This window comes from Bradyrhizobium sp. 521_C7_N1_3 (assembly GCF_052075975.1).
GTDB lineage: Bacteria > Pseudomonadota > Alphaproteobacteria > Rhizobiales > Xanthobacteraceae > Bradyrhizobium > Bradyrhizobium japonicum.
Genome location: NZ_CP197232.1, coordinates 4,292,731 through 4,318,647 on the forward strand (window position 1 = coordinate 4,292,731; position 25,917 = coordinate 4,318,647).

A 25,917-nucleotide genomic window follows, 5' to 3' on the forward strand; every position below is an offset into this window, starting at 1 on the left:
GGCGACTTGAGCACAGACGGCGTGGTCAGGGGTGTTTGCGATGAAGATGGTCCGTGTTGATGCTCTCGGCGCAAATGTATCGAGCATCGGTTTCGGCTGCGCGTCGCTCGGGGGGCGCGTTGGGGCTCGGAGGGGGATCGAGGGGCTCGAGCGCGCGTACGACGCCGGAATAACCTGGTACGACGTGGCGCCGTCGTATGGCGATGGAATGGCCGAGTCTATTTTGGGTCAGTTCGTATCCAGGAAGCGCGGCAGCGTCCATATCTGCACAAAGGTCGGGATGCGCCCGCGTGATACCTCCGCCGTTATGCGGATCCTGAAGCCGATGGCGCGCGCCGCTCTTGCGGTGTTTCCCGGGATCCAACCGCGCCTCTCCGCAATGAAGTCGAAGCCCTTCAAAGTGCCGCTATCGGCCGAGCTGATCAGGACGAGCATCGAGGATAGCCTGAGGCGACTTCGCACGGATTATGTAGATGTGCTTGCTCTCCACCGTCCCACCCGCGAAGAGGTCGTTCGCGAAGACATCATTCGGGCGGTCGAGCGCATCGTCCAGGACGGGAAGGCCCGCGCGATTTCGATTGCGGGCAATAACGAGGGCGGAATTGACGACCTCCATGAATCGCTACCATACCGGCTGATACAGATCGCGAATAATCCGCTCGAGCCGAATCTTCAGAGATCGACCGAGATTGCGCGGCGCAGGACGTTTGTCACCTATGGATCATTCTCGAGCGTCGCCCCGCTTGTCGCGAGGCTCGGATCGGAGAAGGAAATACTGAACGGCCTTCATGAGATGGGATACCGGGGCGACCTCACCGAGATCGCCGCTGCCTTCGTCGTGGATTATGCGCTGGCAACGAACTCGGCAGGAGTCTCACTGTTTTCGATGTTTCGGAAAGAACATCTCGCGTTCAATCTGCGCCGGTCAGCGCAAATCCCGGCGCTTCCTCAGCTCAATCGCATCGTCGCCGAGCTCTCGAACGGGCCGCGGCAGGCCGAACGATTGGTCGTGCGCGCGTTGGTGTAGCGATCAAGTGCGGAGCTTATGGGCATGAGGTCTACTCCGTCATCATCAGACAATCGGCGGCTGCGCGTGCTAGAATTCGCGTCCCACGATACTACTCGCCAATGTTGTCGACGATATTCGACAGGCGCGCGGGCGGCCGGGAGGCGGCTGGCTCGAGCGTCTTGCCGAAGCATGCGCAGCAGGGCAGGCCAGAGGTGAGGGGGCCGGGCCGATGCCGTCGCGTTAGGAGATTGCCCGCAATCGTGGTTGCGCTTGGCGGGCCCGTTGATAGATGCTCGGAGAGAGGCCATGTGCGGAATTGTTGGTGTCGTCGGGCGAGGCCCAGCCTCTGCTCTTCTTCTGGATGCGCTGAAGCGGCTTGAATATCGCGGATATGACTCGGCCGGTATCGCCACTCTCGAAGACGGTTCGCTGACGCGACGTCGTGCGGTCGGAAAGCTCGCGAACCTCAAGAGTCGGCTCGACTCGGAGCCGCTTGCCGGGCGGATCGGAATTGGTCACACCCGCTGGGCAACGCACGGCCGTCCCGATGAGACGAATGCGCATCCTCATATGGTTGATGGTGTGGCGATCGTGCACAACGGGATCATCGAGAACCATCGAGAGTTGCGCAATGACCTCAAAGCGGCCGGTGCACATTTTGCGACCGAAACCGACTCCGAAGTGGTTGCGCATCTCGTCAGCCGCGAGCGGAAGAACGGATACGAGCCGGTCGCAGCGGTGCGTAAGGTGCTCCCGCGCTTGAACGGAACGTTCGCGCTCGCCTTCCTGTTCGAAGGGCACGACAATCTCCTGATCGGTGCCCGGAAGGGCTCGCCGCTTGCTGTCGGCTACGGGTGCGGCGAGATGTTCCTGGGCTCGGATGCGATGGCGCTCGCGCCTCTGACGGACATTGTCGCCTACCTTGAGGACGGCGATCTCGCCGTCGTGACTCGAGAGCAGATCGAGTTTATCGACGTGAACGGCGCGCGCCTGCGTCGTACGTCGGCCAAAATCGCCGGTGCCGCCGTGATTGTTCACAAGGGCGAGCATCGCCACTTCATGGCGAAGGAGATTCACGAACAGCCGAAGGTGGTTGGGCAGACGCTTGCGCAATATATCGCGCGCGACGGGACAATCAGGTTGCCGGCGGGCGTGGATGTGGACTTCGGGACAGTCGATCGTGTGTCGATTGTAGCTTGCGGGACCTCCTTCTACGCCGGTCTGATTGCGAAGTACTGGTTCGAGCGCTACGCCAGGCTCCCGGTCGAGATCGATATTGCATCGGAATTCCGCTATCGCGACGTTCCGTTCGGCGCGGGCAATCTGGCGATTTTCGTGTCGCAGTCCGGCGAAACGGCCGATACGCTCGCCTCGTTGGAGTTCGCTAAGACCCACGGCCAGCATGTTCTCTCTGTCGTCAACGTGCAGACCTCGACGATGGCTCGTTCGAGCCATATCGTAATGCCCACATTGGCCGGTCCGGAAATAGGGGTCGCATCGACAAAGGCGTTCACCTGTCAGCTGGCAATCTTGCTCTGCATTGCAATCGCTGCCGGTCGCAGTCGCGGTGTACTCTCGGCCGAAGACGAGCGCTCACTCGTCCGGGCCCTTGCCGAGATTCCAGACTATATGGCCCGTGCGCTCGAGCTGGAGCCGAAAGTCCATGAGCTCGCGCGTGAGATCGCGAGGGCCAGAGACGCTCTGTTCATAGGCCGGGGCACCAATTATCCGCTGGCATTGGAGGGAGCCCTCAAGCTCAAGGAGGTCACTTACATTCACGCAGAGGGCTATGCGGCCGGTGAGCTCAAACATGGACCGATCGCGCTGATCGACAAGGGTCTGCCGGTCATCGTCATTGCGCCGTACGACGCGACGTTCGAAAAGACCATGTCGAACATGCAGGAGGTGATCGCCCGTGGGGGCCGCATCATCCTCTTGACCGACGAGAGAGGTGCTTCACTCGCCGCGTCCGGTGGTTGCTCGGTCCTGGCCTTACCGGATATGCCCCCGGTCGTGGCGCCGCTGGCTCTCGCGGTGCCGCTACAGCTCCTTGCCTATCACAGCGCCGCGATTATGGGGACCGACGTGGACCAGCCACGGAATCTCGCGAAGTCCGTGACCGTCGAATAGTCGGTCCGGTCGCGCCACTTCCGCTTCAGAAAGAGCTGTCGAAAGCAGGATGCTGGTCTGACAAACCGGGACGCTCCGAAATGGGTGCCTCTTTCGACCAGTCCTCGTTCTCGGCCGCTCGGGGTAGAGTCTGGCGGCCTTCGGGCCCGGGTTAAGCACCGACGTCTCTAGGGCAGGCGGCCCCGCTATATTGTAACCGCGTTGGCGGGGCCGCTGCTGCCAAGAAACGAGCGAGCACTTGGGGCTGCTTCCATTCGGCGAAGCGAGTGGGGTTTCCCGGGGCGGTGCGGCTCGGACTTGAGATACGCAACTCCCCTCAGAACCAGCCGCCTTGCGCACGCTCCGCAGCCGGATCCTCGCAGACTCTTCGGCGTCAGGCTGCAAGGACAGCCCGATCGGGGAGTAGTCCTTTCGGGTTATTGGAAGACTGTTCCGCTTCGAGATAGCTTCAGGCAAGCCCGTCCGGTCGACGAGCTCGTTTGGCATCCTACCTGCGCTTCGCGAGGGATCATGTCGGTTTTGACGGGAACGGCCGGCGCGGACATTCGACGCGGTGATATGATTAAAGTCATCAAAGGGAGGCTGTTCCCGGCGCTTCTTTACGAGCAATATGAGGGCGGCGCCGCCGAAGATATTCCCGAGGGCGCCCGTGCCTATTGCCTCAAAGACAAAGTCTGGCGAACGATGCCTCCGGGTTTCCGCCCCTCCTAGAGCTTATTGGCAAACCAGCATCGCAAAATGGCCGAGCCAGGCTCGGCCAAGTCGTGAGCGGGCCGGCGCCGCAGCCTCCGCGGTAGGGCTGGACCGACGTGCGTGCAGACTAACTGCAGCTCAGCGGTAACGGCTGGTCGGGGTGAAACTCGTACCAATCGTAGCAATCCGGATAGGCGCCGTAGAATCCGTATCCGGGTCGATAGCGACCAAAGCGGTGGAACGCATGCTGACGCAGGCCGATGCCGCCGGCGCCGGCATGACCGCCGAATCCGAGATGTTCGCCGCCAAAGCCTCCATCATGCCCCATGCCGCCGAAATGCGCGCCGCCGCCGCCGAAGCCCATATGTCCGCCGCCAAAGCCACCACCGCCAAAACTGGCGTGGCCGCCGCCGCCAAACCCACCACCGTGGCCGCCGCCACCGCCACCGCCGTGCGCTTCGGCCGTGCCGATGGCCAGGGTCGAGGCAAGCGCCGCTGTTGCCAAAATCATGATTGCGCGTTTCATGGGACACTCCTTTCGTGTCGATCTGCCAGGTCATCCATGCAGTCCGCTCCCGCGTCGTGCCGTCGCCGAAGCTCCTGATGCCAAGGCTCGTGATGAAAGGAGAGGTAGGAGCGATGCGCGGCAATCCCACTAAATTCGACTTCAGGAACGAGGCGCACCGGGAGGGAAGGTGATCCTGCCGCGGGGGCCGCGGCCCGCGGAAGGGGCGGGCTGAACGTTCCAGCCCGCCCCCGTTCGTTCGATGAGGAGCGACCGACCGAGGCGCCCGGCCGGCCAACGAAATGCCGCGATCAGAAGCCGCCCGTGCCGGGCTCACAAGGCACGTTGTTGCCGGTCCACGGCGCCGTCGCGAAAGCGCCCACGCGCGGCGCAGGAACGCAGAGGCGGCCGTCCTGCTGATAGAAGGGCGCACTCGATGCGGCCGTATCGGTTGTCATCGCGGGCTGTCGCATGACGGAATGGTGCTCGCGCGCCATGACGGGTCCCCCGAGCACGGCGGCTGCAATCAATCCCGTCGACAAGAGTTTGAGAGTGGTCATTTCGGCTTCTCCTTTGAAGACATCAGGCCGACCAAGCGGCTCACCATCAACGTGTGGACGGCGGGACGTCGTCCAAATGCACGAATTGCTCACCGGATTTCAACGGCCTGTGAGCCGGCGCGGCGCTGCAAGCACGATCGTGCGAATGCGCAACATCCGTTGCCTTGAGAGTAACGGGGAGCGCATCACAGGCATATGTTGATGAAAGCGCAGTTCAAAATGGAGGTGGAAGATGATCACGACGACAGCGAGGCGTATGGCCATCGCGCTGGCCCTGTTGGCGACGGGCACGGCGCGTTTCCTGAATCGCTATTTAGTGGTGCCCCATGCTCCGCAGGACTATCTCGTCAGACAACGAGTGGCCTATGGCAGGCTGGCGCGGCGTCGCGCGTTCAGAGCGGGCGGGCATTGAACATGACGCCCCCGACCGCCGAGCTCGTGCTCCTCCGCCGCAGGCCGAAACGCCTCGCAGAACGTGGGAGCAGGATCATGACGCGGATTCTTCTGATCGAAGATGATGCCGAAACCGCCGAGGTGATCGTCGCCGAACTCGCCGATCGCGGTTTTGAGGTCCAATGGGCCCCTGACGGCGTCGACGGTCTCGATCGGGCGCGCGCGGCGTGTCCGGATGCCATGATCGTTGATCGCATGCTGCCCGGAATGGACGGGCTGACCGTGATCGAGGCCTTGCGCAAGGATCGGGTCGGGACGCCGGTGCTGGTTCTGAGTGCGCTCGGCGCCGTGGACGATCGGGTACGCGGATTGCGTATGGGGGGAGACGACTATCTCACCAAGCCGTTCGCGATCATCGAGCTCGTCGCGCGCATAGAGGCATTGCTTCGCCGTCCGATGGACAGCCGCGAGACCACGCTGCATGTCGGGCCGCTGGAGCTCGACCTGATCGAGCGGACCGCGCGACGGGACGAGCGCGAGATCGATCTGTTGCCGCGTGAGTTCCGCCTGCTCGAATACATGATGCGCCGGAGCGATCAATTGCTCACGCGCGCGATGCTGCTCGAAGAGGTCTGGAACTACAAGTTCGTTCCGGCAACGACGAATCTGATCGACGTGCATATGGGCCGGCTGCGCCACAAGGTCGATGGTCCCGGCGATACGCAGCTCATCCACAATGTTCGCGGCTCCGGCTTCATTCTGCGTTCGCGTGCATAAGGACGCGCAACCCAGGGGCTCGCGGAGCACATCTCGGGACGAATATAGAGTGCCGGTTCGATGCGCCAGATTCAGTTCATCCGTTCGAACACGTTCCTCTGGGCCCTGGCGGTGGCGGCCGCATTTGCGCTGTTCGTGGTCGGGCTGTTCGCGTTCACCTATTGGAAGCTCGACGACTATCTGATCGCACGATCCGACCGCATGATCACGACCCGGATCAACTTCATCGCCGATTTGCCGTCGGCGCGCCGCATCGGAGCGATCTCCGATCATCTCGAGCAGGATTCCAGAGGCGTGCAGTACGCGGGACTTTTCAATGGTGCCGGCACCCGGCTTGCCGGCAACATCGACAGCTTGCCGCAAGCGCTCGATCTCGGTGGAGCGGCGCAGGGTGTGCGGCTCGACCTCATCGAGAGATCGGCGGTCCACGGACCGGTCATCAGGGTCGTGGGCAGGCGTCTCGAGAACGGCGATGTCCTGGTGATGGGACGGAACGTCGATGAGACGCACGAAATCTCGAGTGTCGTGGGGCAGGCGCTTGCGCTCGGCCTGCTGCCGGCGTTCTGCCTCTGTCTACTGGCCGGAGCGTGGCTGAGCGTTCGCGCCCAGAGACGCGTGGAAGAGGTGAACCAGCGGGTGCAGCGGATCGTGGCCGGGGAGTTGCGTGAGCGGCTTCCGGAAGACAATTCCGACGATCCGTTCGCGCGACTGGCCAGGATCGTCAACGGCATGCTCGCGGAGATGGAGACCATGATCAACGCGCTTGCCGGTGTCGGCAACGATATCGCCCATGATCTCAGGACGCCGCTCACGCGCGCACGCCTGGCGCTGGAGCGCGGCCGAACGCATGCGACCACTTTGGAGCAGCTCCAGGAGGTCACGGACAAGGCAATGGCCGGAATCGATCAGTCGCTCGCGATCGTGACCGCCCTGCTACGCCTCACCGAGATCGAGAACAGCCGTCGCACCGCGGGTTTCGGTAACGTTGCGCTCGACGAGATACTGCGCGAGGTGTGCGACGTCTATGAGCCCATCGCCGAAGACAAGGGCATCGGGCTTGGCGTCGTCATCGATCGCAATGTGCAGGTGTGGGGCGATCGGGACCTGTTGTTCGAAGCGATGGCCAATCTCGTGGACAATGCCGTCAAGTTCACGCCGCCCGGCGGCCAGGTGAGGCTCGAACTGGTGTCGGAAGATGACACCGCGCTCGTGCGCGTAAGTGACACCGGACCCGGCATCAGCACGCAAGAGCGCGAAGCGGTGCTGCGGCGATTCTATCGCTCCGACAAGATGCGAAATACGCCTGGGGTTGGGCTGGGACTGAGCCTGGTGGCTGCCATCGTCAAGCTGCATGGCTTTCGATTGATCATCGGTCCGGCTCCCGGCGGGCGGATCGAGATCCTTGCCTGGACCGGGAGGGCGAGCAAAGCCGCCGCATGCCGGTCCCGGACCCCAACTCTCGCAACCGTCAATCAGATGTGATGCCCCTCATGAAGTGTGATGTTCTCGATGCCAGGACATGCCGAATGTCTGAAGGCGAATTCAGATTTGTTACGCTCAATTCAGTGGCCTCCACCTTCAGAGGCTTCCTAGAGTCCGCTTGCCGGTTTCGTATGTGGGAGTGACAGATGCAGATCCGCCACGAAGTAGTGAGGAATAGTGCCATGGCTGTCGCGGCCGGCGCACCATCGGCCCCTTTCCTCAGCGCCTATTCCGCGGCCATCAAGCGCTATGAACTGCTTGAGCCCGGTCACGAGCAGCAGCTTGCACGCCGCTGGCAGGAGACGCGGGACCGCGGCGCTGTGAACGCGCTCGTCACGAGCCATCTCCGGCTCGCAGCCAAGGTGGCGCGCGGCTACAAGGGGTACGGTCTGCCCTTGGCCGATGTGATTGCGGAGGCAAATCTCGGCCTCGTCATCGCAGCGTCACGCTTCGAACCCGGCCGCGGTGCGCGGTTCTCCACCTATGCGGTTTGGTGGATCAAGGCCTCGGTTCACGAATACATCCTGCGCTCCTGGTCTCTGGTCAGGATCGGCACGACGGCAGCGCAGAAGAAGCTGTTCTTCAAGCTCCGTAGCGAGATGAGGAAAGCCGCGGGCGGCGCGATGGCAGCGCTCACCCCCGATGTCGCCGAGACGATCGCGGAAAGGCTCGACGTCACGGCGCGTGAGGTGATCGAGATGGATTCCCGACTGAACGGTGACATGTCGCTGAACGCGCGCGTTGGCGACGACGAGCAAGGAACCGAGTGGGAAGCGTTGCTGGTCGATCAGGCGATCGACGCGGAGACGGTGCTCGCCGATCATGAGCAGACGGAGCGCCGTGCCAATGCCCTGCGCGCTGCGTTGGGCATGCTGACGGCGCGCGAGCGTCATATTCTGGAGGCGAGGCGGCTGGCGGAATGCCCGGTTACGCTGGAGCAACTCGGATTCGAGCTTTCGATCTCTAGCGAGCGGGTTCGGCAGATCGAGATCCGCGCCTTTGCCAAGGTCAGGCGAGCCGCAATTCTTGCCGTGCAGGATGCGGCACGGAAGCGCCCCGACGGCGTTTCGGGCTCACGGCCGCGGGAGCTCACCGCTCCATGAGCGATCGAGAGGCGGTGATGCCGGTACGAATGATGTCTGTCCCGCCGCGGAGCATCTGAATTCGTTTTCATTTGAACGGATGCCCTCCCGTCCTCATCTGCTCAATGATCCCGCGCAACTTGCTTCAGGCAGAATTACCATGGGAATTGTTCGCTTCGCGCTGCGGTTTCCGCACACGTTCTATGTGCTTGCGGCGCTGATCCTGTTCCTCGGCGGCATCGCGATCTGGTCGATGCCGACGGACATTTTTCCGGAGATCCGCATTCCCGTCGTCACGGTGGTGTGGAGCTACACGGGCCTGTCGACGCCTGAGATGGAGCAGCGCGTCAGCACCTACAGCCAGTATTCGATCAGCGCCAATGTCAGCGGCATCAAGAACATCGAGGCGCAAACCCTCAACGGCCTGTCGGTTCAGAAGATCTACTTCCAGCCGGACGTCAATCTCGACCTCGCGATCTCGCAGATCGTCTCGGCAACCAACGCGATCCGCGCCCTGATGCCGCCGGGCATTCAGCCGCCGATCATCGTGCAGTTCAATGCATCAAGCGTACCGGTGCTGCAGCTCAGCCTCGAGTCCAATAGTCTGAACGAGCAGCAATTATACGATTTCGGTATCTATCGTATCCGGCAGCAATTGGCGCCTGTTCCGGGCGTGACGCTGCCCACGCCTGCCGGCGGCAAGTACCGCCAGATCATGGTCGACATCGATCCGAACAAGCTCCTGTCGCGCGGATTGACGCCGCTCGACATCGTCAATGCGGTGAACACCCAAAATCTGACGCTGCCCACCGGCACGACGAAAATCGGCGACACCCAGTACACCGTTCGAACCAACGCCACGCCGGCCTCGATCAAGGATCTCAACATGATCCCGGTCAAGTTCGTGAACGGGGCCACGATCTTCCTGAAGGACGTGGCCCAGGTCCGGGACGGCTCCCAGGTCCAGCAGAACATCGTGCGCGAGGACGGTCATCGCGCCGTCCTGCTCAGCGTGATCAAGAACGGAAATGCCTCGACGCTCGCTGTCGTCAACGGGGTGAAGAAGGCCTTGAGTTCGATTCGCGCGTCGGCTCCTGCAGGGATGAAGATCAACGAACTGTTCGATCAGTCGGTCTTCGTCACCCATTCGGTCGATGGCGTGCTGCGTGAGGGCGCGATTGCGGCCGGCCTCACGGCGCTGATGATCCTGCTGTTCCTGGGATCGTGGCGATCGACGCTGGTTGTCCTGATCTCGATCCCGCTGGCGATGCTGTCTTCGCTGGTCGTGCTGTATTGTCTCGGCGAGACCTTGAACACGATGACGCTCGGCGGGCTTGCACTCGCGGTCGGCATCTTGGTCGACGATTCCACGGTGACGATCGAGAACACGCACCGGCTCTGGACCGAGGAAGGCATGCCGCTGCCTGATGCGACGCTGCACGGGGCGGCTGAAATCGCGGTGCCGACGCTCGTCTCCACGCTCGCCATCAGCTGTGTGTTCACCTCGGTCGTCTTTCTGGAAGGGCCGGCCAAATACCTCTTCACGCCGCTGGGCCTGGCGGTGGTGTTCGCGATGCTGGCGTCATATGCGTTGTCGCGAACGCTGACGCCGATCACCATCGGCCTGCTGCTGAAGAGCGAACGGCGCCATGGCGAGGGCGGAAGCCCGTCGGGCATCTTCGGCCGCGCCTCGGCGATGTTCGAGCGCGGGTTCGAACGTCTGCGCAACGGCTATTCCGACCTGCTGTTGACGTTGCTTCGGCGTCGTGTCGTCGTGCCGGTCGTCGCGGTGCTGGTGCTGGCTCTCGGGGCCACCATGTTCGTCTATGTCGGCAGGGACTTCTATCCCCTGATCGACGGCGGCCAGATCCAGCTCCACGTTCGGGCGCCCGCGGGCACCCGCATCGAGAAGACGGAAGCGATCTTCCAGGCGGTCGAAGACAAGATCCGCGAAGTGATTCCGGAGCGGGACCGGGCGCTGATCGTCGACAATATCGGGCTTCCGGCGCGACCCTACAATCTCGCATTCACCGATGGCTCGACGATCGGTGTTAACGACGGCACCATCCTCGTGTCACTCAAGGATGGACACAAGCCGACCGCGGACTACGTCAGGAAGCTGCGCCAGGTGCTGCCGGCGGCATTCCCGGAGGACACGTTCTATTTCCAGGCGGCCGACATCGTGACGCAGATCCTGAACTTCGGTCTTCCGGCGCAGATCGATGTCCGCACGGTTGGCTACGGCACCAACAATCTGACCGTGGCCAAGGAGCTGCAGAAGAGGCTCGCTACGATCCCCGGTGTCGTCGATGCGCATCTGCAGCAGGAAGTCGATGCTCCCGCGTTCTATGCGGACATCGACCGCACCCGGGCGGCGCAGTTGGGGCTCAACGCCAGCACAGTGGCGACCAATATCAATGTCAGCCTCAGTTCGTCGGCTCAGGTCTCGCCGAACTTCTGGACCGATCCGACGTCGGGCATCCCGTATTACCTGGCCGTGCAGACGCCCGAATACAGGGCCAATTCGTTGAACGCACTGGGAAACACGCCGGTGTCGGCCTCGCTTGCCGCGAGCGGGCAGACGGTGCCAGGCCTCCTCAGCAATGTCGCGACGTTCAAGCGGGGGAGTGTCCCCACCAATTCGAACCAGGCCAACGTCCAGCCGGTGTTTGACGTCTATGCGAGCGTTCAGGGGCGCGATCTCGGCGGCGTCGCGGCCGATATCAACAAGGTCACGTCCACACTCCAGAAGCAGCTCCAGCCGGGTAATTCGATCCAGGTCCTGGGACAGATCCAGAGCATGAATCAGTCGTTCCGCAATCTCGGGATCGGCCTGCTGTTTGCCGCCATCCTGGTCTACCTGCTCATGGTCGTGAACTACCAGAACTTCGGCGATCCCTTCGTCGTCATCATGGCGCTGCCGGCGACCTTGTGCGGCATCGTGACGATGCTGTTCATCACCGGAACGACGCTCAACGTGCCTTCGCTGATGGGGGCGATCATGGCGGTCGGCGTTGCCTCCGCGAATTCGATCCTGCTCGTAACGTTCGCGCGTGATGAGCAATTGAAGGGACATTCCGCGTTCCAGGCAGCGCTGAGCGCGGGCCGCACCAGGATCCGGCCGGTCCTGATGACTGCTGCCGCGATGATCGTGGGCATGATCCCGATGGCGCTCGGAGGTCCGGGCGAGGAGCAGAACGCCGCGCTCGCGCGCGCGGTGATCGGCGGGCTGCTGTTCGCAACCCCGACGACATTGCTGATCGTGCCGTATCTCTTTGCCATGCTGCGCAAAGGTAACGATGGCAAGCCTCACCACGGCGTATTCGAGGAGCAACCGGAATGAGCGACGTTCGTGTGCGGACCAATGGCGAAGAGGCGAGGGACCCGCCCGATGCGGAGAGCCGCCGCATCGTCGAGCTCCCCGGCAAGGCCGCGCCGCCCGGACGCCGTTACGGCGGCGCGCTGCTCGGAGGAGGGATGCTTCTGCTGCTCGCGGGCGGTCTCGGCATTGGCGGCTGGCGGCACTATCAGGCGGCGCGTGAGGTCGCTGCAGTGGCGGAGCAGGTGAGAACCGCCATTCCGGAAGTGCGGGTGGCGGCGGTCCAGCCCAGCGGGGACTTGATGAAGGTTACCTTGCCGGCGACAACGACCGCGTTCGAGGCAGCCAATATCTTCGCGCGGACCAGCGGCTATATCGAAAAGCGCTATGTGGATATCGGCGATCGGGTCAAGAAAGGCGACCTTCTCGCGTTAATCACGGCTCCGGAGCTCGACCAGCAGATCGCCCAGGCGCAGGCGACGTTGGCGCAAAACCAGGCCGCCTTGCAGCAGGCGCAAGCGAGCCGGGAGCTTGCCGACGTCACCAATGCGCGCGACAGCAATCTGGTCAAGCAAGGCTGGCTGACGGCACAGCAGGGGGACAACGATCGTCTCACGCTGCGCGCACAGCAGGCGGCCGTGGGCGTCGCCCAGTCGAACATCACGGCGCAGGAGGCCCAGATTCGAGTCCTCCAGCAGGAGAAGGCCTATCAGCGTGTGGTGGCGCCGTTCGACGGCGTGATCACACAGCGCAACGTGGACAATGGCAGCCTGGTGCAGGCCGGGTCGACCTTCATGTTCACGCTCATGCATTCCAACGTGATCCGAACCCAGGTCTTCGTACCGCAGGACGAAGCCTTCGGAGTCGCGCCGGGCGTCGACGCGGATATTCGCGTCCCCGAGATTCCGGGGCGGACGTTTCCGGGGAAAGTCACACGCATCGCAAGCGCATTGCAGCCGGGAAGCCGGACTCTGCTGACCGAGATCGACGTGCCCAATCCGGACGGTGCCTTAAGTCCCGGCATCTACTGCACGGTCGAGCTGTCGATCCCGCGCAAGACTCCGTCGGTGACAGTCTCGTCCGATGCGCTCGCCTTCGATCAGAACGGTCTTCATGTCGCGGTCGTGCGGAACGGCACCGTTCATCTGCAGCACATCGCGATCGCACGGGACTTCGGCACCACGGTGGAAGTGCGCGAGGGCCTCAAGCCCGGCGACCAGGTCGTGCTCAATCCGGCGGTGAACCTGGCGGAGGGCAGCAAGGTCACCATTCGCAAGGTCGAGGTCAGTTAGGAGCATAGAGATGATCCGGATCGTGCTCGCAACAACGATCGCCCTGCTGTTGGGCTGTCCTTCGAGTGAGGCGCAGGTCTCAACGATGGGCACCACGGCGATGGGCCTTCCAACCGTGCCGGGTGCGATCGTGACCTCGCCGCTCAACAGTCCGGGTCCGTTTTCCGCAACAACCGAGCCTGGCGTTCCCGACACGACGCTGGCGCCTGTTCCGCTCGCCTCGGATCCGACGACGCCGGGTACGGTTGTCGTCTGCGCCACGCCATCGACGTCTCCGATGCCGGTGCCGGCGACCCCGATCGTATCGAGCATCGGCTCGTCCGCGTCAGGCATCGGCGCTCCGCTATTGCCGGTCACAGGGCAAGCCGGCAGCTCCACCGGAACAATTCCCGCAGCGGCACCGGCGGGAACGGGGACGACGGTCGCATGCAGCTCGACGCCGGGAGGGCTCGCGACAAGCGCTGCGTCCCTGCCGCTCTCGATCCCGCAAGTGCCGTCCAGCCTCGCGCCTGGAACGATCCTGGCGGACACCAGCGCCGCCGGCGGCACGGGCATCGATCCAAATGCCGCCGTCATGCCGAGCCCGAACAGCACGGCCTGCGCGGAAGGAGTCTCGATGAACCTCGCAGCGCCTGCTACCATGTTGCCGGCCAACGCGTCAGGCGCGGCACCAACGCCGGGAGTGTCGCCGATCTTGCCGCCGGGATGCTGAGGCGCTGCCGCTACGGGACTCTCGTCGCACCGTTTGCGGATCGGGGGACGACCCGTCGGCTGGCGTAGCCGGCGCTGTGCCAGCGCTTCACGTTGCCGGGCGTAGCTTCAAGACTTCGGCGTCGGGCGGCAGCATCGTTCCACCGTCCCGGTATTTCCAGTCCACCATCACACCCTTGTTGCCCCGTACAGTGGTGCGGCCGACGAAGGTCCCCATGGTGCTCTGATGGTCGATGGAACGCCAAATCGCCGGGCCGAACGGCGTTTCGAAGCCGACGTTGCCAAAGCCGTCGGTCATCGCTTCGGTATCGAATCTCCCGAGCTTCGCGATCGGCGCCACGATGGAGCTGATCAAGGCGTGACCGACCACGGATCCCATCGTGGGAGCCTCGCCATATCGTGCGGAATAGGCCGAGACGAAGGCGTTGTTTGAGGGATCCAAGACCTCGGTCACCGGATAGCCGGTCACGATCCATCCCTCCGGTGCGTCCTGCCCGAGGGGAAGAAGGTATTCGGGTTCGCCGGTCGTGAACGACACGACGTGTCGCCCTTCGAACAGGCCACGATCATTGCCTTGCCGCACAAATCTGGCGAGATCGGGTCCGAAGGTGACGTTGAGGATCGCTTCGGGTCTCTGCTGCGCGAGGGCGTTGACGACCACGCCGGCATCAATGGCACCCAGCGGCGGCCACTGACTGTTGATGAACTCGACGTCTGGACGGCGGCGGCTCAGAAGCTGTGTGAACCATCTTACGGCCGACTGCCCGTATTCGTAGTTCGGGGCGATCGTCGCCCACCGTGTCGCCTTCAATTGAGCTGCCTCCTCCACCAGCATGGCTGCCAGCATGTATGTCGAGGGGCGGAGCCGGTAACAATATCGATGTCCTCGCTCCCAAACGAGGGCGTCGGTGAGCGGTTCGCTCGCCACGAAGAGGATCCGGTTTTGCCGGGCGAAGTCGCTGATCGCCAGTCCGATATTCGACAGATATGCGCCTGCCAGAAGATCGACGTTATTTCGTTGCACCAGTTCTTCGGCGGCACGCAGCGCGACGCTCGGCTTGCCTTCGTCGTCCCGGCTGATGACCTGCAGCTCTCGCCCGAGGAGACCTCCACTCGCATTCAGCTGTTCGACCGCCAACTGCCAGCCGCGACGATAGGGCAGGGTAAACGCGGGCGCGCTGCTATAGGAGTTGATCTCGCCGATCCTGATCGGTCTCGTGCCCTGGGCGCGGATGATGCCGGGCGAAAACACCGACGCGCCAACGCCGCCTAAGACCTGTCGTCGGGAGATGCTCATCTGGTAGGATCCGGAGGATTGAGTGTGAGGGCTGGTCCAGCGCTGCAGGACATGCCGTCCCGGTCGATAGATCAGCAACCTAGTGGCAGGTGCAGGACGGGGGCCGGTCGTCGCCGCACGTCGAAATCGAGATGCCGGGACTTGCAGCGAGACCGCGCGCAAAGGCGAGCGCTGGAAGATCGACCTCCCGATCGAACAGAGCGCTGACCGGACCGACGAGATCAAGCGCGGTCTGCTGGCGGTCCGACGCTGCCATGATCCTTGCCCAGGCTGCCGCGACTTTCAGCTCGTAGAAGCGGCATTGCTGCTCTCTGGCAACGGACAGGCCCTCGGAGAACAGGACCTCCGAGCGGGACCGATCTGACGAGCCATCGGCAAGCAGGATCTCGCCCTTGATCCGCAGCAGATCAGCAAGGCACCACAATTGCTGGCCTTGCCGGGAGATGGTCAGGGCATCTTCCACGGCGGCCAGGGCCTGCGCAGTCTCGCCGACCGCGAACAGTCCTTCGGCGAGCGATCCGAGAAATTCGGGATTGCGCATCAGCCAGCCGTTCTCGGCCCGCGCTTTCAGTCCGCTGCGCAGCAGCTCTATTCCATCGTGATGTCTGCCTTGCAGGACGAGCAACTGCCCCTTCAGGCAGGACGTCCAGCTCGTCCAGAAAGCTATTCCCTCGCGCGTGACGAGCTCGAGGAGCGACGCGATCGCCTGATCGGCAGTGGCGACATCATGCGTCATCAGCGCAATGGGGCACACGGCGTTCCGCAGCGCGTAAGCGATCGCGAGCTTGTCCTTCTCACGCTGCGCCTCCTCGAGGCACTCCGCGGCCAGCGATCTGCTCTGGGCGATCTTTCCCTGGAGCAGCAGTACGCGGGCTAACATGGCCTTTGCCAGGACGCTCTGGTTGAGCAGAAACCACATCTGGTTCGTGCCGTCCTTCAATCCATGAGCCGAGTGGTCCAGGGAGAGGATCAGTTCGCGTCGAGCTTCCTCCTGCGCGCCGTAAAAATGGGTGGCGGCGCCGATCAGGCGGCGGCCTACCGTCTCGTTGGCGGGGTTTCCCGTGCGAAGGGCGATCTCCAGATATCGCTCTCCGACATTCTTGGCCGCGTCGTATTGGCCCGAGTTGAGATTATAGCTCCACAGCGTCCAAACAGCCTTGAGCTGAAGCTCGAGATCGGACAGCTCTTCGCCGAGCGCAAGGCCGATGTTCAGGGCCGCCTTCATGCGATCCGCCGAGCCAGTCGTATTGAGAAGCGCGAACCCCAGCGCGACATAGAGCTGCGCCTTGAGCCTTGGATTGCAGGTCAGCTTTCCGTCGAGATGGGCGAGAGCGTGCTCGATGCGGGTCGAGCATTCCATGAAGGACAGCATTTGCATCCACACCGGCACAAAGCCGGCCGTCAGCTCTACGCCGAGCGCGGCATCGCCGCCGGGTGCGAAGGCCCAGTCGAGCGCCGCATGCACGTTTCCAATTTCCTGGGCAAGGCGGGTGAGATCGTCGGAGGCGGGGGAGGCATCGCCCAGTGGCATGGTGAGCTGCCTGAGAAAGCCCGCATGCCGTCTGCTGGCCTGCTCGCACAGTCCTGCTTCTGCCAGCTTCTCCAGGGCGTAAGCGCGGGTGGTCTCCAGCAGACGCCACCGCCCTTCGAAGGAGGGATCGAGTGAGACCAGCGATTTTCCGACCAGATTGAACAGTGTTTCGATGACGTCCGACCGGGACAACGCGTTGTCCATCATTGCAATGGCGGCATCGAGTGTGAACCCTGCCGGAAACACCGCGAGCCAGCACAACAGCCTTTGCTCGTCGGGCGACAACAGATCGTAGCTCCAGTCCAGCGTCGCTCGCAGGGTCTGGTGCCGCGGCAGTTGGTCCCTGCGGCCGCCGCTCAGCAACTCCATTCGCCTGTCCAGGCGAAGCAAGACGGTGTCTACCCCAAGATTAGCGGCCTGAGCCGCGGCAAATTCCAGCGCGAGCGGAATTCCGTCGAGCCGGCGACAGATGGCGGCCACTTTCAGCAGATCGTCCGCGCTTGGACAGAAGTTCGCGCGTAGCGCCTGTGTGCGAGCGACGAAGAGCTGCACGGCGCTTGCCTGCAACAGCAAACCGGGATCACGCAAACCAGAGTCCGGAACCGACAGCGGCGGGATCGCCGCGACGTATTCGCCATCGATGCGGAGGCCTTCCCGACTGGTCGAAAGAATTGTGACATTGGGACAATAGCGAAGTGCAGCACTCGCGATCTGTGCAGCGACGTCGATGACATGCTCGCAATTGTCCAAGATGAGAAGCAGACGCCGTGACCCGATAGCCTGGGCGATGCAGGCGGCCGAAACCTCCTTGTCACTCAAGGCGAGCTTGAGCGCACGGGCGGTGGTCGATGTCGCAAGTGCTGGATCATGCAAGGTCGCGAGCTCGACCAGCGCCACCGCACCATCGAATGATGATGCGACCAGGCGCGCAAGTTCGATGGCCAGCTTTGTTTTCCCGATGCCTCCCGGGCCGACCAAAGTCACGGCCCGATATGCGAACATAAGTTCGGCAATTTCGCTCAGGCAATCCTCGCGCCCGATGAGAGGAGCGCGCGTGTTCGGCAGGTTACTCGAAAAGGAGTCGATGGCCGGGACGGATACCGATGTCGCTGCGGGCTGGTCCAAATGCCCGCTTCGCCAGGTCCCGGCGAGGGTATATCCACGGCCCGAGATCGTCTTGAGGAGATCGCGATCTTTGCCCAGCGCCTTGCGGACGGCGGAGATATGGACCTGGAGCGTGTTGTTTTCGACGGCCAGGCCTGACCAGACACTTCCGATCAAATCATCCTTGGTCACCAGGTGACCGGCGCAACTCGCCAGTTTCTCGAGAATCTCGAATGCGCGGCTTCCGATCGGGACCGTGATGTTGTCGCACTTCAGCTCTCTCCGCTGGCAATCGATAAGCCAATTACCGAAAGAGTAGGTTCGTACAGCGGGCGAAGGCGACATAAGGGGGGTCCGTGGATCAACTTCACTGCCGCAATCTAGGAGAGTGACGAGACCCCCAAAGATCACCGCCCCTGCAAGATTCTGAAAGCGTCAGTATGCCTAGGTGTCCTACAGGGGAGGCCGTTGGGGTGTCAAGACGACCTTCTCAGTAGCGGGCTGTTCGCCATGGCTAGCTCGTTGCCTGCTACACGAGTTCGTGAGGACGAATGAGAGTGCCAAAATAGGGGAGCGGGCCGGAAGGAGCGTGCAGCACATCCCGACAGCAACACAGGGCAGGGGATTACGCGTCGCGGCGGTTCAGAAGCTCGGCGGCCTGCCTGGTCTCTTCGTTATCGAGCGGTCGACGCGACACCTGTTCACATCGGAGGCTGCAGGACATCGCGCGGCATCTCGATTGAGAGGATGGCACGGCGCATCGCTTCGACGGTGTCGATATGTCGGCGAAGGAGAGCCTGAAGTTTCCTGATTTTGCGCCTCTTCACTCGCGATCGGGCCATAGCTTGCTACCTTACTCTGCGATCGATGCGCTTCGCCGGAATGGGGCATCATCGTTCGGATTATCCTTGCAAGAGTAAGATCATGTCTCAGCCATTATTATTGTCGCCACAACCGAAGCATGGCGACACCCAGGCGACCGCCACCGCGGACGACACAGATTTCCGCTCGGCCCTGGCAATGGCGTCGATCGCGCCGCTTCCGAAGGTCATCGCCCCTGCCACTGTTTCGGGCGGGGACGATCTGTCTCCCCTTGATGCAACGACGATTGCCTTCGAGCGGCTCGGTCTGGTCATCGCGATCGAAGGGCAGCGACGGCGCAGCTCCGGCATATCCCGGTGTAATCCGGCGCGCGACACCGGCTGGCTGCGCGTTGAAGTCCCGTGGCAACGCGCGGCCATGACTGCACCTAGTTCTGTGACAACGGCGCCCATTTGTAACGACGATCCGGTTGTTCAGCGCCTGTCCGAAGCTCTCGTCGCGATGGAGCGATTGAAGGCCACCGATAGCGCCCTTTGCGTCGACGCCCTGCGATTTGCCGTCATTGCCCGGCTCCTTGCCTTGCGGTCCGAGGCGCAGCCGAGGTTCGACGAGCGAGCCCGCGTCGGCCAATGCACTTCTGAAAGGCCGGTCCAGGGATTGCAGAAGTGGCGGCTCAAACGGGTGCTCGACTATATCGAGACTCACTTCCGCAAGAAAATCGTGCTGGCGGATCTTGCCGCGGCTGCGGGCCTGAGCCGGATGCATTTCGCCGCCCAGTTCCGCGCCGCGACAGGTTGCAGGCCTCACGAGTATATCTTGCGGCACCGGATACAGCGCTCCAAGGATCTGCTGCGGGGCTGCGAGATGCCGATTGTTGAGGTCGCGCTCACAGTGGGTTTTCAAAGCCAGGCCCACTTCACGACGACGTTCAGGCGCTTCGCGGGTGACACGCCGAGTCGATGGCGAGATGCCGCTGCGGCTGGATTCGATCTTTGATGTCCTTGCCTCGAGCGAGTAGGCCTACCCTCGTGGGGCCTGAGACGGCAATGGCGAGGTTGGTGGAGTCCGCGATGGAGCTGGCTTCGCCATCCATCATTATACGCGGCAGATGCCGGGGCTACGCTGTTGGTACGGATCAATGCGCGTCGGACATGGCTGGTCGGAAGAACGGGGCTTCATAGGGCCGCCGTTCTTCCTCCAGTTACGTCCGTGAGACGGAAGCCCCCGAAGCGCCGAGATGAACCTCTTCAAGTCAGCGGTGACGATTGCCTCGCGGCAAGGGGGCTCGCTCCGGTTGGCGTGCTCAATAGCCCGAGTTGGGCTCGCACGGAGGCCGACGCCAGGGGTCGCTCGCATACGCACCGACGTCGGGAGCGCGGACACAGTTGCGCTCGGACGTCACCGGAACGCGCTGAACCGACGCATAGGCGTCGGCATTGGTCCGGCGCGCCTGGTTGTTGCCTTCGCGAGCCATCGCGGGGGAGGCGATCATGGCCGAAACCATCAGTCCGGCCGACAAGAGCTTCAGTGTAGTCATTGCACGTCTCCTTGACAAAGCGACGCCGGGAACGCCTCGGCTCGCCTGCCAGACATGTGTACGCATGTGTCGGATGAGCAGTATCAATTGAACGATCACTTTCGCCTTTGCACGAAGTCGTCGCCCGCGCTTCATCTCGAAAGCGATTGCCCGCTAGTCGGGCGAAAGCGTTATCTGGTCCGCATGGCCATTCATGAGCGGACCGAACCATTCCCACTTCTCGCCGGTGAAGCGCATCATTTGGAGTTGCTCGATCGGGTGAAAGTCCGTCGGCGATGTCTTTACCCGGACGCCGGGAATATAGGCTGCACCCTCGATATCGAGGTCCGTCGCCACCTGCATGATCCTCTCGCGCGTGAGATCGTCGCCACAGCGCCTCAGCACCTCAACGAGCGCGCTCGACATATTGAATGCCACCAGCGGGCCACTTTCGGATCGATCCGCGTCCGGATAGTATTTCGCCATGAACGCGCGAAAGTGCTGCATGGCCGGGTATGAGTCCCACTGCGGGTCGGTCACGTCCATCTGGTACCCGGCACTCAGGACTCCCTTCGCATTGTCCAGTCCTGCGAGCTTCAACACAGCGCCGACCGAAACCGAGACGTTCGTCATGATGTGGACGGGATGCCAGTCCAGCTCGGCGAGCTTCCTGATCGCCTGAGCCGCGAATTTTGGCGTGGCGACATTGATGAAAATGTCGGGGGCGGCCGCCTTGATCGCCACGATCTGCGAGTCGATTGTCGGTTCGCTGATTTCATACGGCAGGCTCGCAACCACCATTTGCGGGTACCTGTCTTGCAGCACGTCCTTCAGGCCAGCCAGATAATCGCGTCCGAAGTCGTCGTTCTGGTAGAGGACGCCGATCCTGGCGCCAGGGTGATGCGTCAGGATATAGTCCGCGTAGATGCGTGCCTCGGTTCGGTAGCTCGGTAGCCAGCCGATGGTCCACGGAAAATGGACGGGATCAGCCCAGCGAGATGCTCCCGATATGGCGAACAATTGCGGCACGTGGCGATTGTTCATGTACCTTTGAATGGCGGCGTTGCTCGCGGTACCGAAGGGGGCGAAGATCGCGAGCACTTCGTCGTCCTCGACGAGCCGCCGTGCCTGCTCGACCGCTCGGGACGGATTGTAGCCATCGTCGTAGGAGATGAACTCGACTGTCCGGCCGTTGATGCCGCCATTTTCGTTGACCATGCGAAAATACGCACTCATCGTCCTGCCGATGATGCCGTAAGCCGATGCCGGGCCGCTATAGGGCATGATGTTGCCGATCCTGATCTCGGTGTTGCTCGCACCGGAATCGTATCGCTGTTGCGCGGAGGCGCCGGCTGCGCCGGCCGCAAATATGACGGCGCCGATCGCTAGATTTCGCAGGCGCCTCGCAATGTCCGGACTCAAATGGCCGCTTCCACCGGTGATCAAGCGATGCCTCCATAGCGCTGCTGGTCATCGTGCCTGCCGGGCGGCGGTATGGCGCCAAGGGAGGGCCTGCTCGTCCAACAGTCGATAGCTGGAGTGTAGCGCGGGACCCGCCGCGAGCCGGATTACAGAAGCTGAAGAACTGTGAAGTTTTACAATGGTGTGCGGAGAATTGGCCCGTCACCGGCGCCCGATCTGCGGTGCCTTTGACGCCGTCCCGCCGTTGTCGCGAACAAACGTTCGGAACCGATGATATTGAGGCTCTGGACCCGCGGGGGACGCCGCATGGCGCGGTCGCACTCCGAGCGGGGTCACAGACGGACATGGTTACGCGGCAATTGACTTTTGCGTGTTACCGCCGCTTACCGATGCGCGTGGCGGTTGTAGATGTGGCTCGCTCCGAACACCGGAGCCGCGCCACCGGGCCGCTCGAGACCCATTCGTCCTGCCGGCGTCAATGCGCCGCCATTCAGCACGTCGCGATTGGGATACATTGATGCAAATGCGGCGGGCTCCTGATCGGCATAGGACCAGGCCGCGGAGGCTGATGATATCGTTGCCGTTGAGAGCAGCACTGCGGCGATCAGGGTTTTGAATGCAGTCATAGCGATTCTCCATTGCTTGTGACGTGCGGAGAGTCGCTTGGCGATGGTCGCTGCTCGGCTGGTGGCGTATCCGGAATTGTTTTCTATACCGGGCTGTATAGGCAGTCCGGCCGGAAAACCCCGCTTGCTGTGCATCACTCTTGCGAGAAGATGACGGGAATATCAGGCAGGGGGCGCGGTTACCAAGGTCTGATGCGTCTTCGAAGCCGAATCTGTCACGGTTGTCAGAGTTGCTCGCGCGATCGTGCGTGGTTGAATCGTGTGCGACGCCCAGTTCTAGGTGCAGGTCATACAACATGAGGAGTGTGAGCCATGAAACTGCTCTGGTTTCTCTGCGTCATCGCCAGCCTTGCGCTCTCGGGCGTTGCATCTGCCCGCGGCGGCATGGGATCCCACATGTCGATGGAGAGCGGCGGCGCGCTCGGTACCAGCGCTGCTGCGCCGGGAACGAACTCGCTCGGCACTGCGCTCCCGTCATCGGAGGGAGTTGGTCATCCGACGAAGGGACCGTTGCTCGGCTCGGATGCGGCCATCGACAAGGAGGACGCGCGGGTCGAGAAGATGCTGGAAGGATCCATCTGTCGCGGCTGCTGACGCGCGAGCATTGCGATATTTGCGGCGAGTGTCTGGCGGCCTTGGTCGCTGGACACGGTGTGTATTTTGAAAGCGTTGGTGATACGCTGGGCGCAAGATCAAGCAACTGCCTGGGGCTATGCCGATGATGGCCGAGCCAAACCAGCGCCCCGTCTACGCCTGCGCTGAATGGGAGATCGATCTTGCCAGACGCGAACTGCGCTCGATGGGAGAGTCCGTTCCTCTGGGCGGTCGTGCCTTTGAGATTCTTGCGGAATTGGTTCAGGCCGAAGGCGGGCTGGTCACCAAGAATGACCTGACGGAGCGTGTCTGGCGCGGCGTCTTCGTCGAGGAGAGTGCACTTCGGGTCCATATCGCGGCGATCCGGAAGGCCTTTGGTTCGGATCGTGACATGCTGGCGACAACGGTCGGCCGGGGCTATCGCCTGCTGGGTTCATGGCGGACACGGCAGATGGATGCCCCGCTACAATCTGCCGCACCCCAGCCTCCGCCGTCGACCAACATTCCCAATGCATCATTCGTTCTGATCGGCCGCACCACCGCGCTCGCGCGTTTGTGGGAGCTTCTGACGGCTTATCGCGTCGTGAGCCTCATCGGGCCTGGCGGGATTGGCAAGACAGCACTTGCACTACAAGCCGCCAGGACGCTGCCAGCCGGTTTTGCGGCCGACCGATTGCTGGTCGAATTGGCCTCGCTGCCCGATCCCAAGCTCGTGTGCTCGGCCGTCGCCAGCATGCTCGGCATCAAGCTCGAAGGGGAGGAGATCACCCCGGATTCCATCGCGCGCGCGATTGGCGCCAGGCCGTTGTTGCTCATTCTCGACAATTGCGAGCACGTGGTTGATACCGTGGCCCAACTGGCCGAGACGATCGTCAGCCACTGTTCCGGAACGACCATCCTGGCGACAAGTCGTGAAGCGCTGCGCATTGACGGCGAACAGGTCTATCGCGTTCCGCCCCTGGGTGTGCCGCCCGATGTCCCGCTCGGGTCCGACGCCGCATCGGCCTACACGGCGGTGGAATTGTTCACGACGAGAGCGAAAGCGCTGGGCTCCAGCTTCGCGCTCGACGAAGAGAATCTCGATGCCGTCGCAGCCATCTGCCGCCGGCTGGATGGCATCCCGCTCGCGATCGAGTTCGCGGCGGCACGCGCCGTGATGCTCAGTCCGCCGAAGATCGCGGCACTTCTCGACGACAGGTTCAAATTTCTGACCACCGGCCGGCGTACTGCGTTGCCCAGGCAGCAAACCCTTCGCGCGACGCTCGACTGGAGCTACGATCTATTGCCGGACGCCGAGGCGCGGGTCCTGCGGCGGCTCGGGGTGTTTGCCGGCGAGTTTCTGCTCGATGCCGTGATCGCGGTCGCGAGCGAAGGGATGGGCGATGTCACCGCGGAGCTTGCCAATCTGGTGGCAAAGTCGCTCGTCCTTGCGGATATTCGCGGCGAGCGCCCGTACTATCGCCTGCTGGACACCACGCGCGCCTATGCGCTGGAAAAGCTTCACGCCAGCGGCGAATTTCCGGGCGTAGCGCGCCGCCAGGCCGGATACTATTGCGGGTTCTTTGCGAATGCGGAAACTGACAGCGAAGTGACGCCGCAAGCGGAGTGGCTCGGCTTCTATGGCCAGCACATCGACAACGTACGATCCAGCCTCGATTGGGCTTTCTCGCCAGGCGGAGATGCGCAGATCGGAGCGGCGCTGACCGCAGGGGCCGTTCCGTTATGGGTACAATTGTCGCTCCTCGCCGAGTGCCGCGAGCGGACCGAACAGGCGTTGGTCGGCCTCGACGACAGCGCCGCCGGTGCATTGCGGCTCCGCATGCAATTGTCGGCGGCGCTTGGCTGGTCGCTGATGTACGGCGTCGGCAGGGCTCGGGAGGCCGGTCCGGCCTGGGCTGCGACCCTGCAACTGGCCGAGCAGCTCGGCGACAGCGACTATCTCCTGCGCGCGCTGTGGGGGCTGTGCATCGATCAATTCAACAACGGCGAGTTCCGCAAGGCGTTGGAATTCGCGCACCGCTTCGCGGATATCGTGGCCGATTCCCAAAATTCGGTCGACCGGATGATGGGCGATCGGCTACTCGCCACCACGCTGCACTACCTCGGTGACCAGCGGTTGGCGCATCATCACATTGGGCGGACCTTGTCTCGCCTTTCCGATCTGGCGGCGAAGCCGCAGGTGATCCGTTTCAGGTTCGACCTGCGAGCCTCGGCGCGCTATTTCCAGGCGCGCATCCTGTGGCTTCTCGGGTTGGCGGATCAGGCACTGAACGTCGTCGAGCGCAATGTCGAGGAGGGCCGTGCGAGTGGTCACGCCCTGACCTTCTGCAGCGTGCTTGGCCAGGGGGCCTGTCCGATTGCTTTCCTGGCCGGCGATCTCGATGCGGCGGAAGGCTATTGCACCATGCTGCTCGAGCATACCGAACGTCATCCGATCCGTCTGTGGAACGTGTGGGCGCGCGCCTTCAGGGGCATGGTGATGGCGCGACGCGGCGATGTCGCCGCCGGACTGACGTTGCTGCGCAAGGCGCTCGAGCTGGCGGGCGAGGCGCGTTTCCTGCCGCGCTTCCTGCTTCCACTCGGCGAACTGGCGGCATGTCTCGGAGAGGTCGGCGAAGTATCGTTGGGGCTCGCGACCGCGGATGAGGCGCTCGCGCGCTGTGAGGCGAGGGATGAGCGGTGGTACGCGGCCGAGCTCTGGCGCATCAAGGGCGAGTTGCTTCGGCATCCCGGCGAGCGTCGCTCGGCTATCGCCGCCGAACAGTGCTTCGACAAGGCGTTCGAAGTGGCGCGTGGCCAAGGTGCGCTGTTCTGGGAGCTGAGGGCCGCGATCAGCCTGGCGCGGTTGAGGACGAGTCAGGGCCGTCGCGCCGATGCGCACCAAATCCTGGCTCTTGTGTACGGCCAATTCACCGAGGGTTTCGAGACCACGGATCTCAGGCTCGCGAGAGCGATGATGACGGAGTTTTCGACCTCATAGTACGGGCGGTGCTACAGGATGCCCCGGGGGCGGCGTCCGATACATGTTGTCGGACGCAGGTGCGGCCTCGGC

Annotated in this window: 20 protein-coding genes; 13 read left to right on the top strand and 7 right to left on the bottom strand. The window is 62.9% G+C overall.

Annotation, left to right across the window (positions count from 1 at the left end):
• The first annotated feature begins 40 nt into the window (after positions 1 to 40).
• The 3 genes from AB7008_RS19605 (at position 41) to AB7008_RS19615 (ending at position 3,850) form a co-directional block, all read left to right on the top strand.
• Positions 41 to 1,027, top strand: a complete 987-nt coding sequence (locus AB7008_RS19605; RefSeq protein ID WP_441259329.1) for an aldo/keto reductase — start codon at positions 41 to 43, stop codon at positions 1,025 to 1,027.
• Positions 1,028 to 1,315: 288 nt separating this feature from the next.
• On the top strand, positions 1,316 to 3,139 hold the full coding sequence (gene glmS, locus AB7008_RS19610) for a glutamine--fructose-6-phosphate transaminase (isomerizing) (protein WP_441259330.1): 1,824 nt from the start codon (positions 1,316 to 1,318) through the stop codon (positions 3,137 to 3,139).
• A 510-nt stretch (positions 3,140 to 3,649) separates the two neighbouring features.
• The gene (locus AB7008_RS19615) at positions 3,650 to 3,850 is read left to right on the top strand and encodes a hypothetical protein (protein WP_014496380.1); all 201 of its coding nucleotides are present in this window, start codon (positions 3,650 to 3,652) and stop codon (positions 3,848 to 3,850) included.
• Between the two features lie 109 nt (positions 3,851 to 3,959).
• Here the strand turns inward: AB7008_RS19615 and AB7008_RS19620 are convergent, their stop codons facing one another.
• Together AB7008_RS19620 and AB7008_RS19625 are read right to left on the bottom strand one after the other, a co-directional pair.
• Complete coding sequence (locus tag AB7008_RS19620) at positions 3,960 to 4,358, bottom strand: hypothetical protein (RefSeq protein ID WP_028155789.1); 399 nt, start codon at positions 4,356 to 4,358, stop codon at positions 3,960 to 3,962.
• Between the two features lie 290 nt (positions 4,359 to 4,648).
• Entirely contained in the window at positions 4,649 to 4,897 is a 249-nt protein-coding gene (locus AB7008_RS19625; protein WP_441259331.1) for a hypothetical protein, read from the bottom strand.
• Between the two features lie 232 nt (positions 4,898 to 5,129).
• On the opposite strand from AB7008_RS19625, the gene AB7008_RS19630 reads away from it, so the two are divergent.
• The 7 genes from AB7008_RS19630 to AB7008_RS19660 all read left to right on the top strand — a co-directional run bounded on the left by AB7008_RS19630 (position 5,130) and on the right by AB7008_RS19660 (position 13,954).
• Positions 5,130 to 5,309 (top strand): hypothetical protein, encoded by a 180-nt coding sequence (locus AB7008_RS19630; RefSeq protein WP_166351845.1) that lies wholly within the window; start codon positions 5,130 to 5,132, stop codon positions 5,307 to 5,309.
• 77 nt (positions 5,310 to 5,386) lie between these two features.
• Complete coding sequence (locus AB7008_RS19635) at positions 5,387 to 6,067, top strand: response regulator transcription factor (RefSeq protein WP_014496376.1); 681 nt, start codon at positions 5,387 to 5,389, stop codon at positions 6,065 to 6,067.
• A 60-nt stretch (positions 6,068 to 6,127) separates the two neighbouring features.
• Positions 6,128 to 7,549, top strand: a complete 1,422-nt coding sequence (locus AB7008_RS19640; protein ID WP_441259332.1) for an ATP-binding protein — start codon at positions 6,128 to 6,130, stop codon at positions 7,547 to 7,549.
• Between the two features lie 146 nt (positions 7,550 to 7,695).
• Positions 7,696 to 8,652 carry an RNA polymerase sigma factor RpoH gene (gene rpoH, locus AB7008_RS19645; protein ID WP_441259333.1) on the top strand — a complete coding sequence of 319 codons (957 nt, stop codon included), beginning with the start codon at positions 7,696 to 7,698 and terminating at the stop codon, positions 8,650 to 8,652.
• A gap of 139 nt (positions 8,653 to 8,791) precedes the next feature.
• The gene (locus AB7008_RS19650) at positions 8,792 to 11,974 is read left to right on the top strand and encodes an efflux RND transporter permease subunit (protein WP_028155793.1); all 3,183 of its coding nucleotides are present in this window, start codon (positions 8,792 to 8,794) and stop codon (positions 11,972 to 11,974) included.
• Positions 11,971 to 13,242: an efflux RND transporter periplasmic adaptor subunit gene (locus AB7008_RS19655; RefSeq protein ID WP_441259334.1), complete on the top strand. Its 1,272-nt coding sequence runs from the start codon at positions 11,971 to 11,973 to the stop codon at positions 13,240 to 13,242. Before AB7008_RS19650 ends, AB7008_RS19655 begins: the two co-directional genes overlap by 4 nt.
• Positions 13,243 to 13,252: 10 nt before the next feature.
• Positions 13,253 to 13,954: a hypothetical protein gene (locus AB7008_RS19660; RefSeq protein ID WP_441259335.1), complete on the top strand. Its 702-nt coding sequence runs from the start codon at positions 13,253 to 13,255 to the stop codon at positions 13,952 to 13,954.
• 87 nt (positions 13,955 to 14,041) lie between these two features.
• On the opposite strand, the gene AB7008_RS19665 is transcribed toward AB7008_RS19660, so the two are convergent.
• Positions 14,042 to 15,250 carry an ABC transporter substrate-binding protein gene (locus AB7008_RS19665; protein ID WP_441259336.1) on the bottom strand — a complete coding sequence of 403 codons (1,209 nt, stop codon included), beginning with the start codon at positions 15,248 to 15,250 and terminating at the stop codon, positions 14,042 to 14,044.
• A 79-nt stretch (positions 15,251 to 15,329) separates the two neighbouring features.
• Complete coding sequence (locus tag AB7008_RS19670; RefSeq protein WP_441259337.1) at positions 15,330 to 18,230, bottom strand: winged helix-turn-helix domain-containing protein; 2,901 nt, start codon at positions 18,228 to 18,230, stop codon at positions 15,330 to 15,332.
• Between the two features lie 579 nt (positions 18,231 to 18,809).
• Between AB7008_RS19670 and AB7008_RS19675 the strand changes: the two genes are divergently transcribed.
• Positions 18,810 to 19,703 carry a helix-turn-helix transcriptional regulator gene (locus tag AB7008_RS19675; protein WP_441259338.1) on the top strand — a complete coding sequence of 298 codons (894 nt, stop codon included), beginning with the start codon at positions 18,810 to 18,812 and terminating at the stop codon, positions 19,701 to 19,703.
• A 307-nt stretch (positions 19,704 to 20,010) separates the two neighbouring features.
• Here the strand turns inward: AB7008_RS19675 and AB7008_RS19680 are convergent, their stop codons facing one another.
• The 3 genes from AB7008_RS19680 to AB7008_RS19690 form a co-directional block, all read right to left on the bottom strand.
• The gene (locus AB7008_RS19680) at positions 20,011 to 20,244 is read right to left on the bottom strand and encodes a hypothetical protein (RefSeq protein ID WP_304493686.1); all 234 of its coding nucleotides are present in this window, start codon (positions 20,242 to 20,244) and stop codon (positions 20,011 to 20,013) included.
• Between the two features lie 153 nt (positions 20,245 to 20,397).
• Positions 20,398 to 21,669 (bottom strand): ABC transporter substrate-binding protein, encoded by a 1,272-nt coding sequence (locus AB7008_RS19685; RefSeq protein WP_441259339.1) that lies wholly within the window; start codon positions 21,667 to 21,669, stop codon positions 20,398 to 20,400.
• 359 nt (positions 21,670 to 22,028) lie between these two features.
• Positions 22,029 to 22,271, bottom strand: coding sequence for a hypothetical protein (locus tag AB7008_RS19690; protein WP_248882420.1), 243 nt, complete (start codon positions 22,269 to 22,271; stop codon positions 22,029 to 22,031).
• Positions 22,272 to 22,583: 312 nt separating this feature from the next.
• Here AB7008_RS19690 and AB7008_RS19695 point away from each other — a divergent pair, with 312 nt between their 5' ends.
• Both AB7008_RS19695 and AB7008_RS19700 read left to right on the top strand, forming a co-directional pair.
• Positions 22,584 to 22,865, top strand: coding sequence for a hypothetical protein (locus AB7008_RS19695; protein ID WP_441259340.1), 282 nt, complete (start codon positions 22,584 to 22,586; stop codon positions 22,863 to 22,865).
• Between the two features lie 124 nt (positions 22,866 to 22,989).
• A complete protein-coding gene (locus AB7008_RS19700) occupies positions 22,990 to 25,845 on the top strand; it encodes an ATP-binding protein (protein ID WP_441259341.1) in 2,856 nt (951 codons plus the stop codon).
• The last annotated feature ends 72 nt before the right edge of the window (positions 25,846 to 25,917 follow it).

Excerpts from the sequence above, each read along its gene's own strand:
- AB7008_RS19650 (WP_028155793.1), top strand. The coding sequence starts at position 8,792 with ATGGGAATTGTTCGCTTCGCGCTGCGGTTTCCGCACACGTTCTATGTG.
- AB7008_RS19675 (WP_441259338.1), top strand. The coding sequence starts at position 18,810 with ATGTCTCAGCCATTATTATTGTCGCCACAACCGAAGCATGGCGACACC.
- glmS (WP_441259330.1), top strand. The coding sequence starts at position 1,316 with ATGTGCGGAATTGTTGGTGTCGTCGGGCGAGGCCCAGCCTCTGCTCTT.
- AB7008_RS19635 (WP_014496376.1), top strand. The coding sequence starts at position 5,387 with ATGACGCGGATTCTTCTGATCGAAGATGATGCCGAAACCGCCGAGGTG.
- AB7008_RS19605 (WP_441259329.1), top strand. The coding sequence starts at position 41 with ATGAAGATGGTCCGTGTTGATGCTCTCGGCGCAAATGTATCGAGCATC.
- AB7008_RS19620 (WP_028155789.1), bottom strand. The coding sequence starts at position 4,358 with ATGAAACGCGCAATCATGATTTTGGCAACAGCGGCGCTTGCCTCGACC.
- AB7008_RS19655 (WP_441259334.1), top strand. The coding sequence starts at position 11,971 with ATGAGCGACGTTCGTGTGCGGACCAATGGCGAAGAGGCGAGGGACCCG.
- AB7008_RS19660 (WP_441259335.1), top strand. The coding sequence starts at position 13,253 with ATGATCCGGATCGTGCTCGCAACAACGATCGCCCTGCTGTTGGGCTGT.
- AB7008_RS19640 (WP_441259332.1), top strand. The coding sequence starts at position 6,128 with ATGCGCCAGATTCAGTTCATCCGTTCGAACACGTTCCTCTGGGCCCTG.
- rpoH (WP_441259333.1), top strand. The coding sequence starts at position 7,696 with ATGCAGATCCGCCACGAAGTAGTGAGGAATAGTGCCATGGCTGTCGCG.
- AB7008_RS19615 (WP_014496380.1), top strand. The coding sequence starts at position 3,650 with ATGTCGGTTTTGACGGGAACGGCCGGCGCGGACATTCGACGCGGTGAT.
- AB7008_RS19630 (WP_166351845.1), top strand. The coding sequence starts at position 5,130 with ATGATCACGACGACAGCGAGGCGTATGGCCATCGCGCTGGCCCTGTTG.
- AB7008_RS19665 (WP_441259336.1), bottom strand. The coding sequence starts at position 15,250 with ATGAGCATCTCCCGACGACAGGTCTTAGGCGGCGTTGGCGCGTCGGTG.
- AB7008_RS19695 (WP_441259340.1), top strand. The coding sequence starts at position 22,584 with ATGAAACTGCTCTGGTTTCTCTGCGTCATCGCCAGCCTTGCGCTCTCG.
- AB7008_RS19625 (WP_441259331.1), bottom strand. The coding sequence starts at position 4,897 with ATGACCACTCTCAAACTCTTGTCGACGGGATTGATTGCAGCCGCCGTG.
- AB7008_RS19700 (WP_441259341.1), top strand. The coding sequence starts at position 22,990 with ATGATGGCCGAGCCAAACCAGCGCCCCGTCTACGCCTGCGCTGAATGG.
- AB7008_RS19690 (WP_248882420.1), bottom strand. The coding sequence starts at position 22,271 with ATGACTGCATTCAAAACCCTGATCGCCGCAGTGCTGCTCTCAACGGCA.
- AB7008_RS19680 (WP_304493686.1), bottom strand. The coding sequence starts at position 20,244 with ATGACTACACTGAAGCTCTTGTCGGCCGGACTGATGGTTTCGGCCATG.
- AB7008_RS19670 (WP_441259337.1), bottom strand. The coding sequence starts at position 18,230 with ATGTCGCCTTCGCCCGCTGTACGAACCTACTCTTTCGGTAATTGGCTT.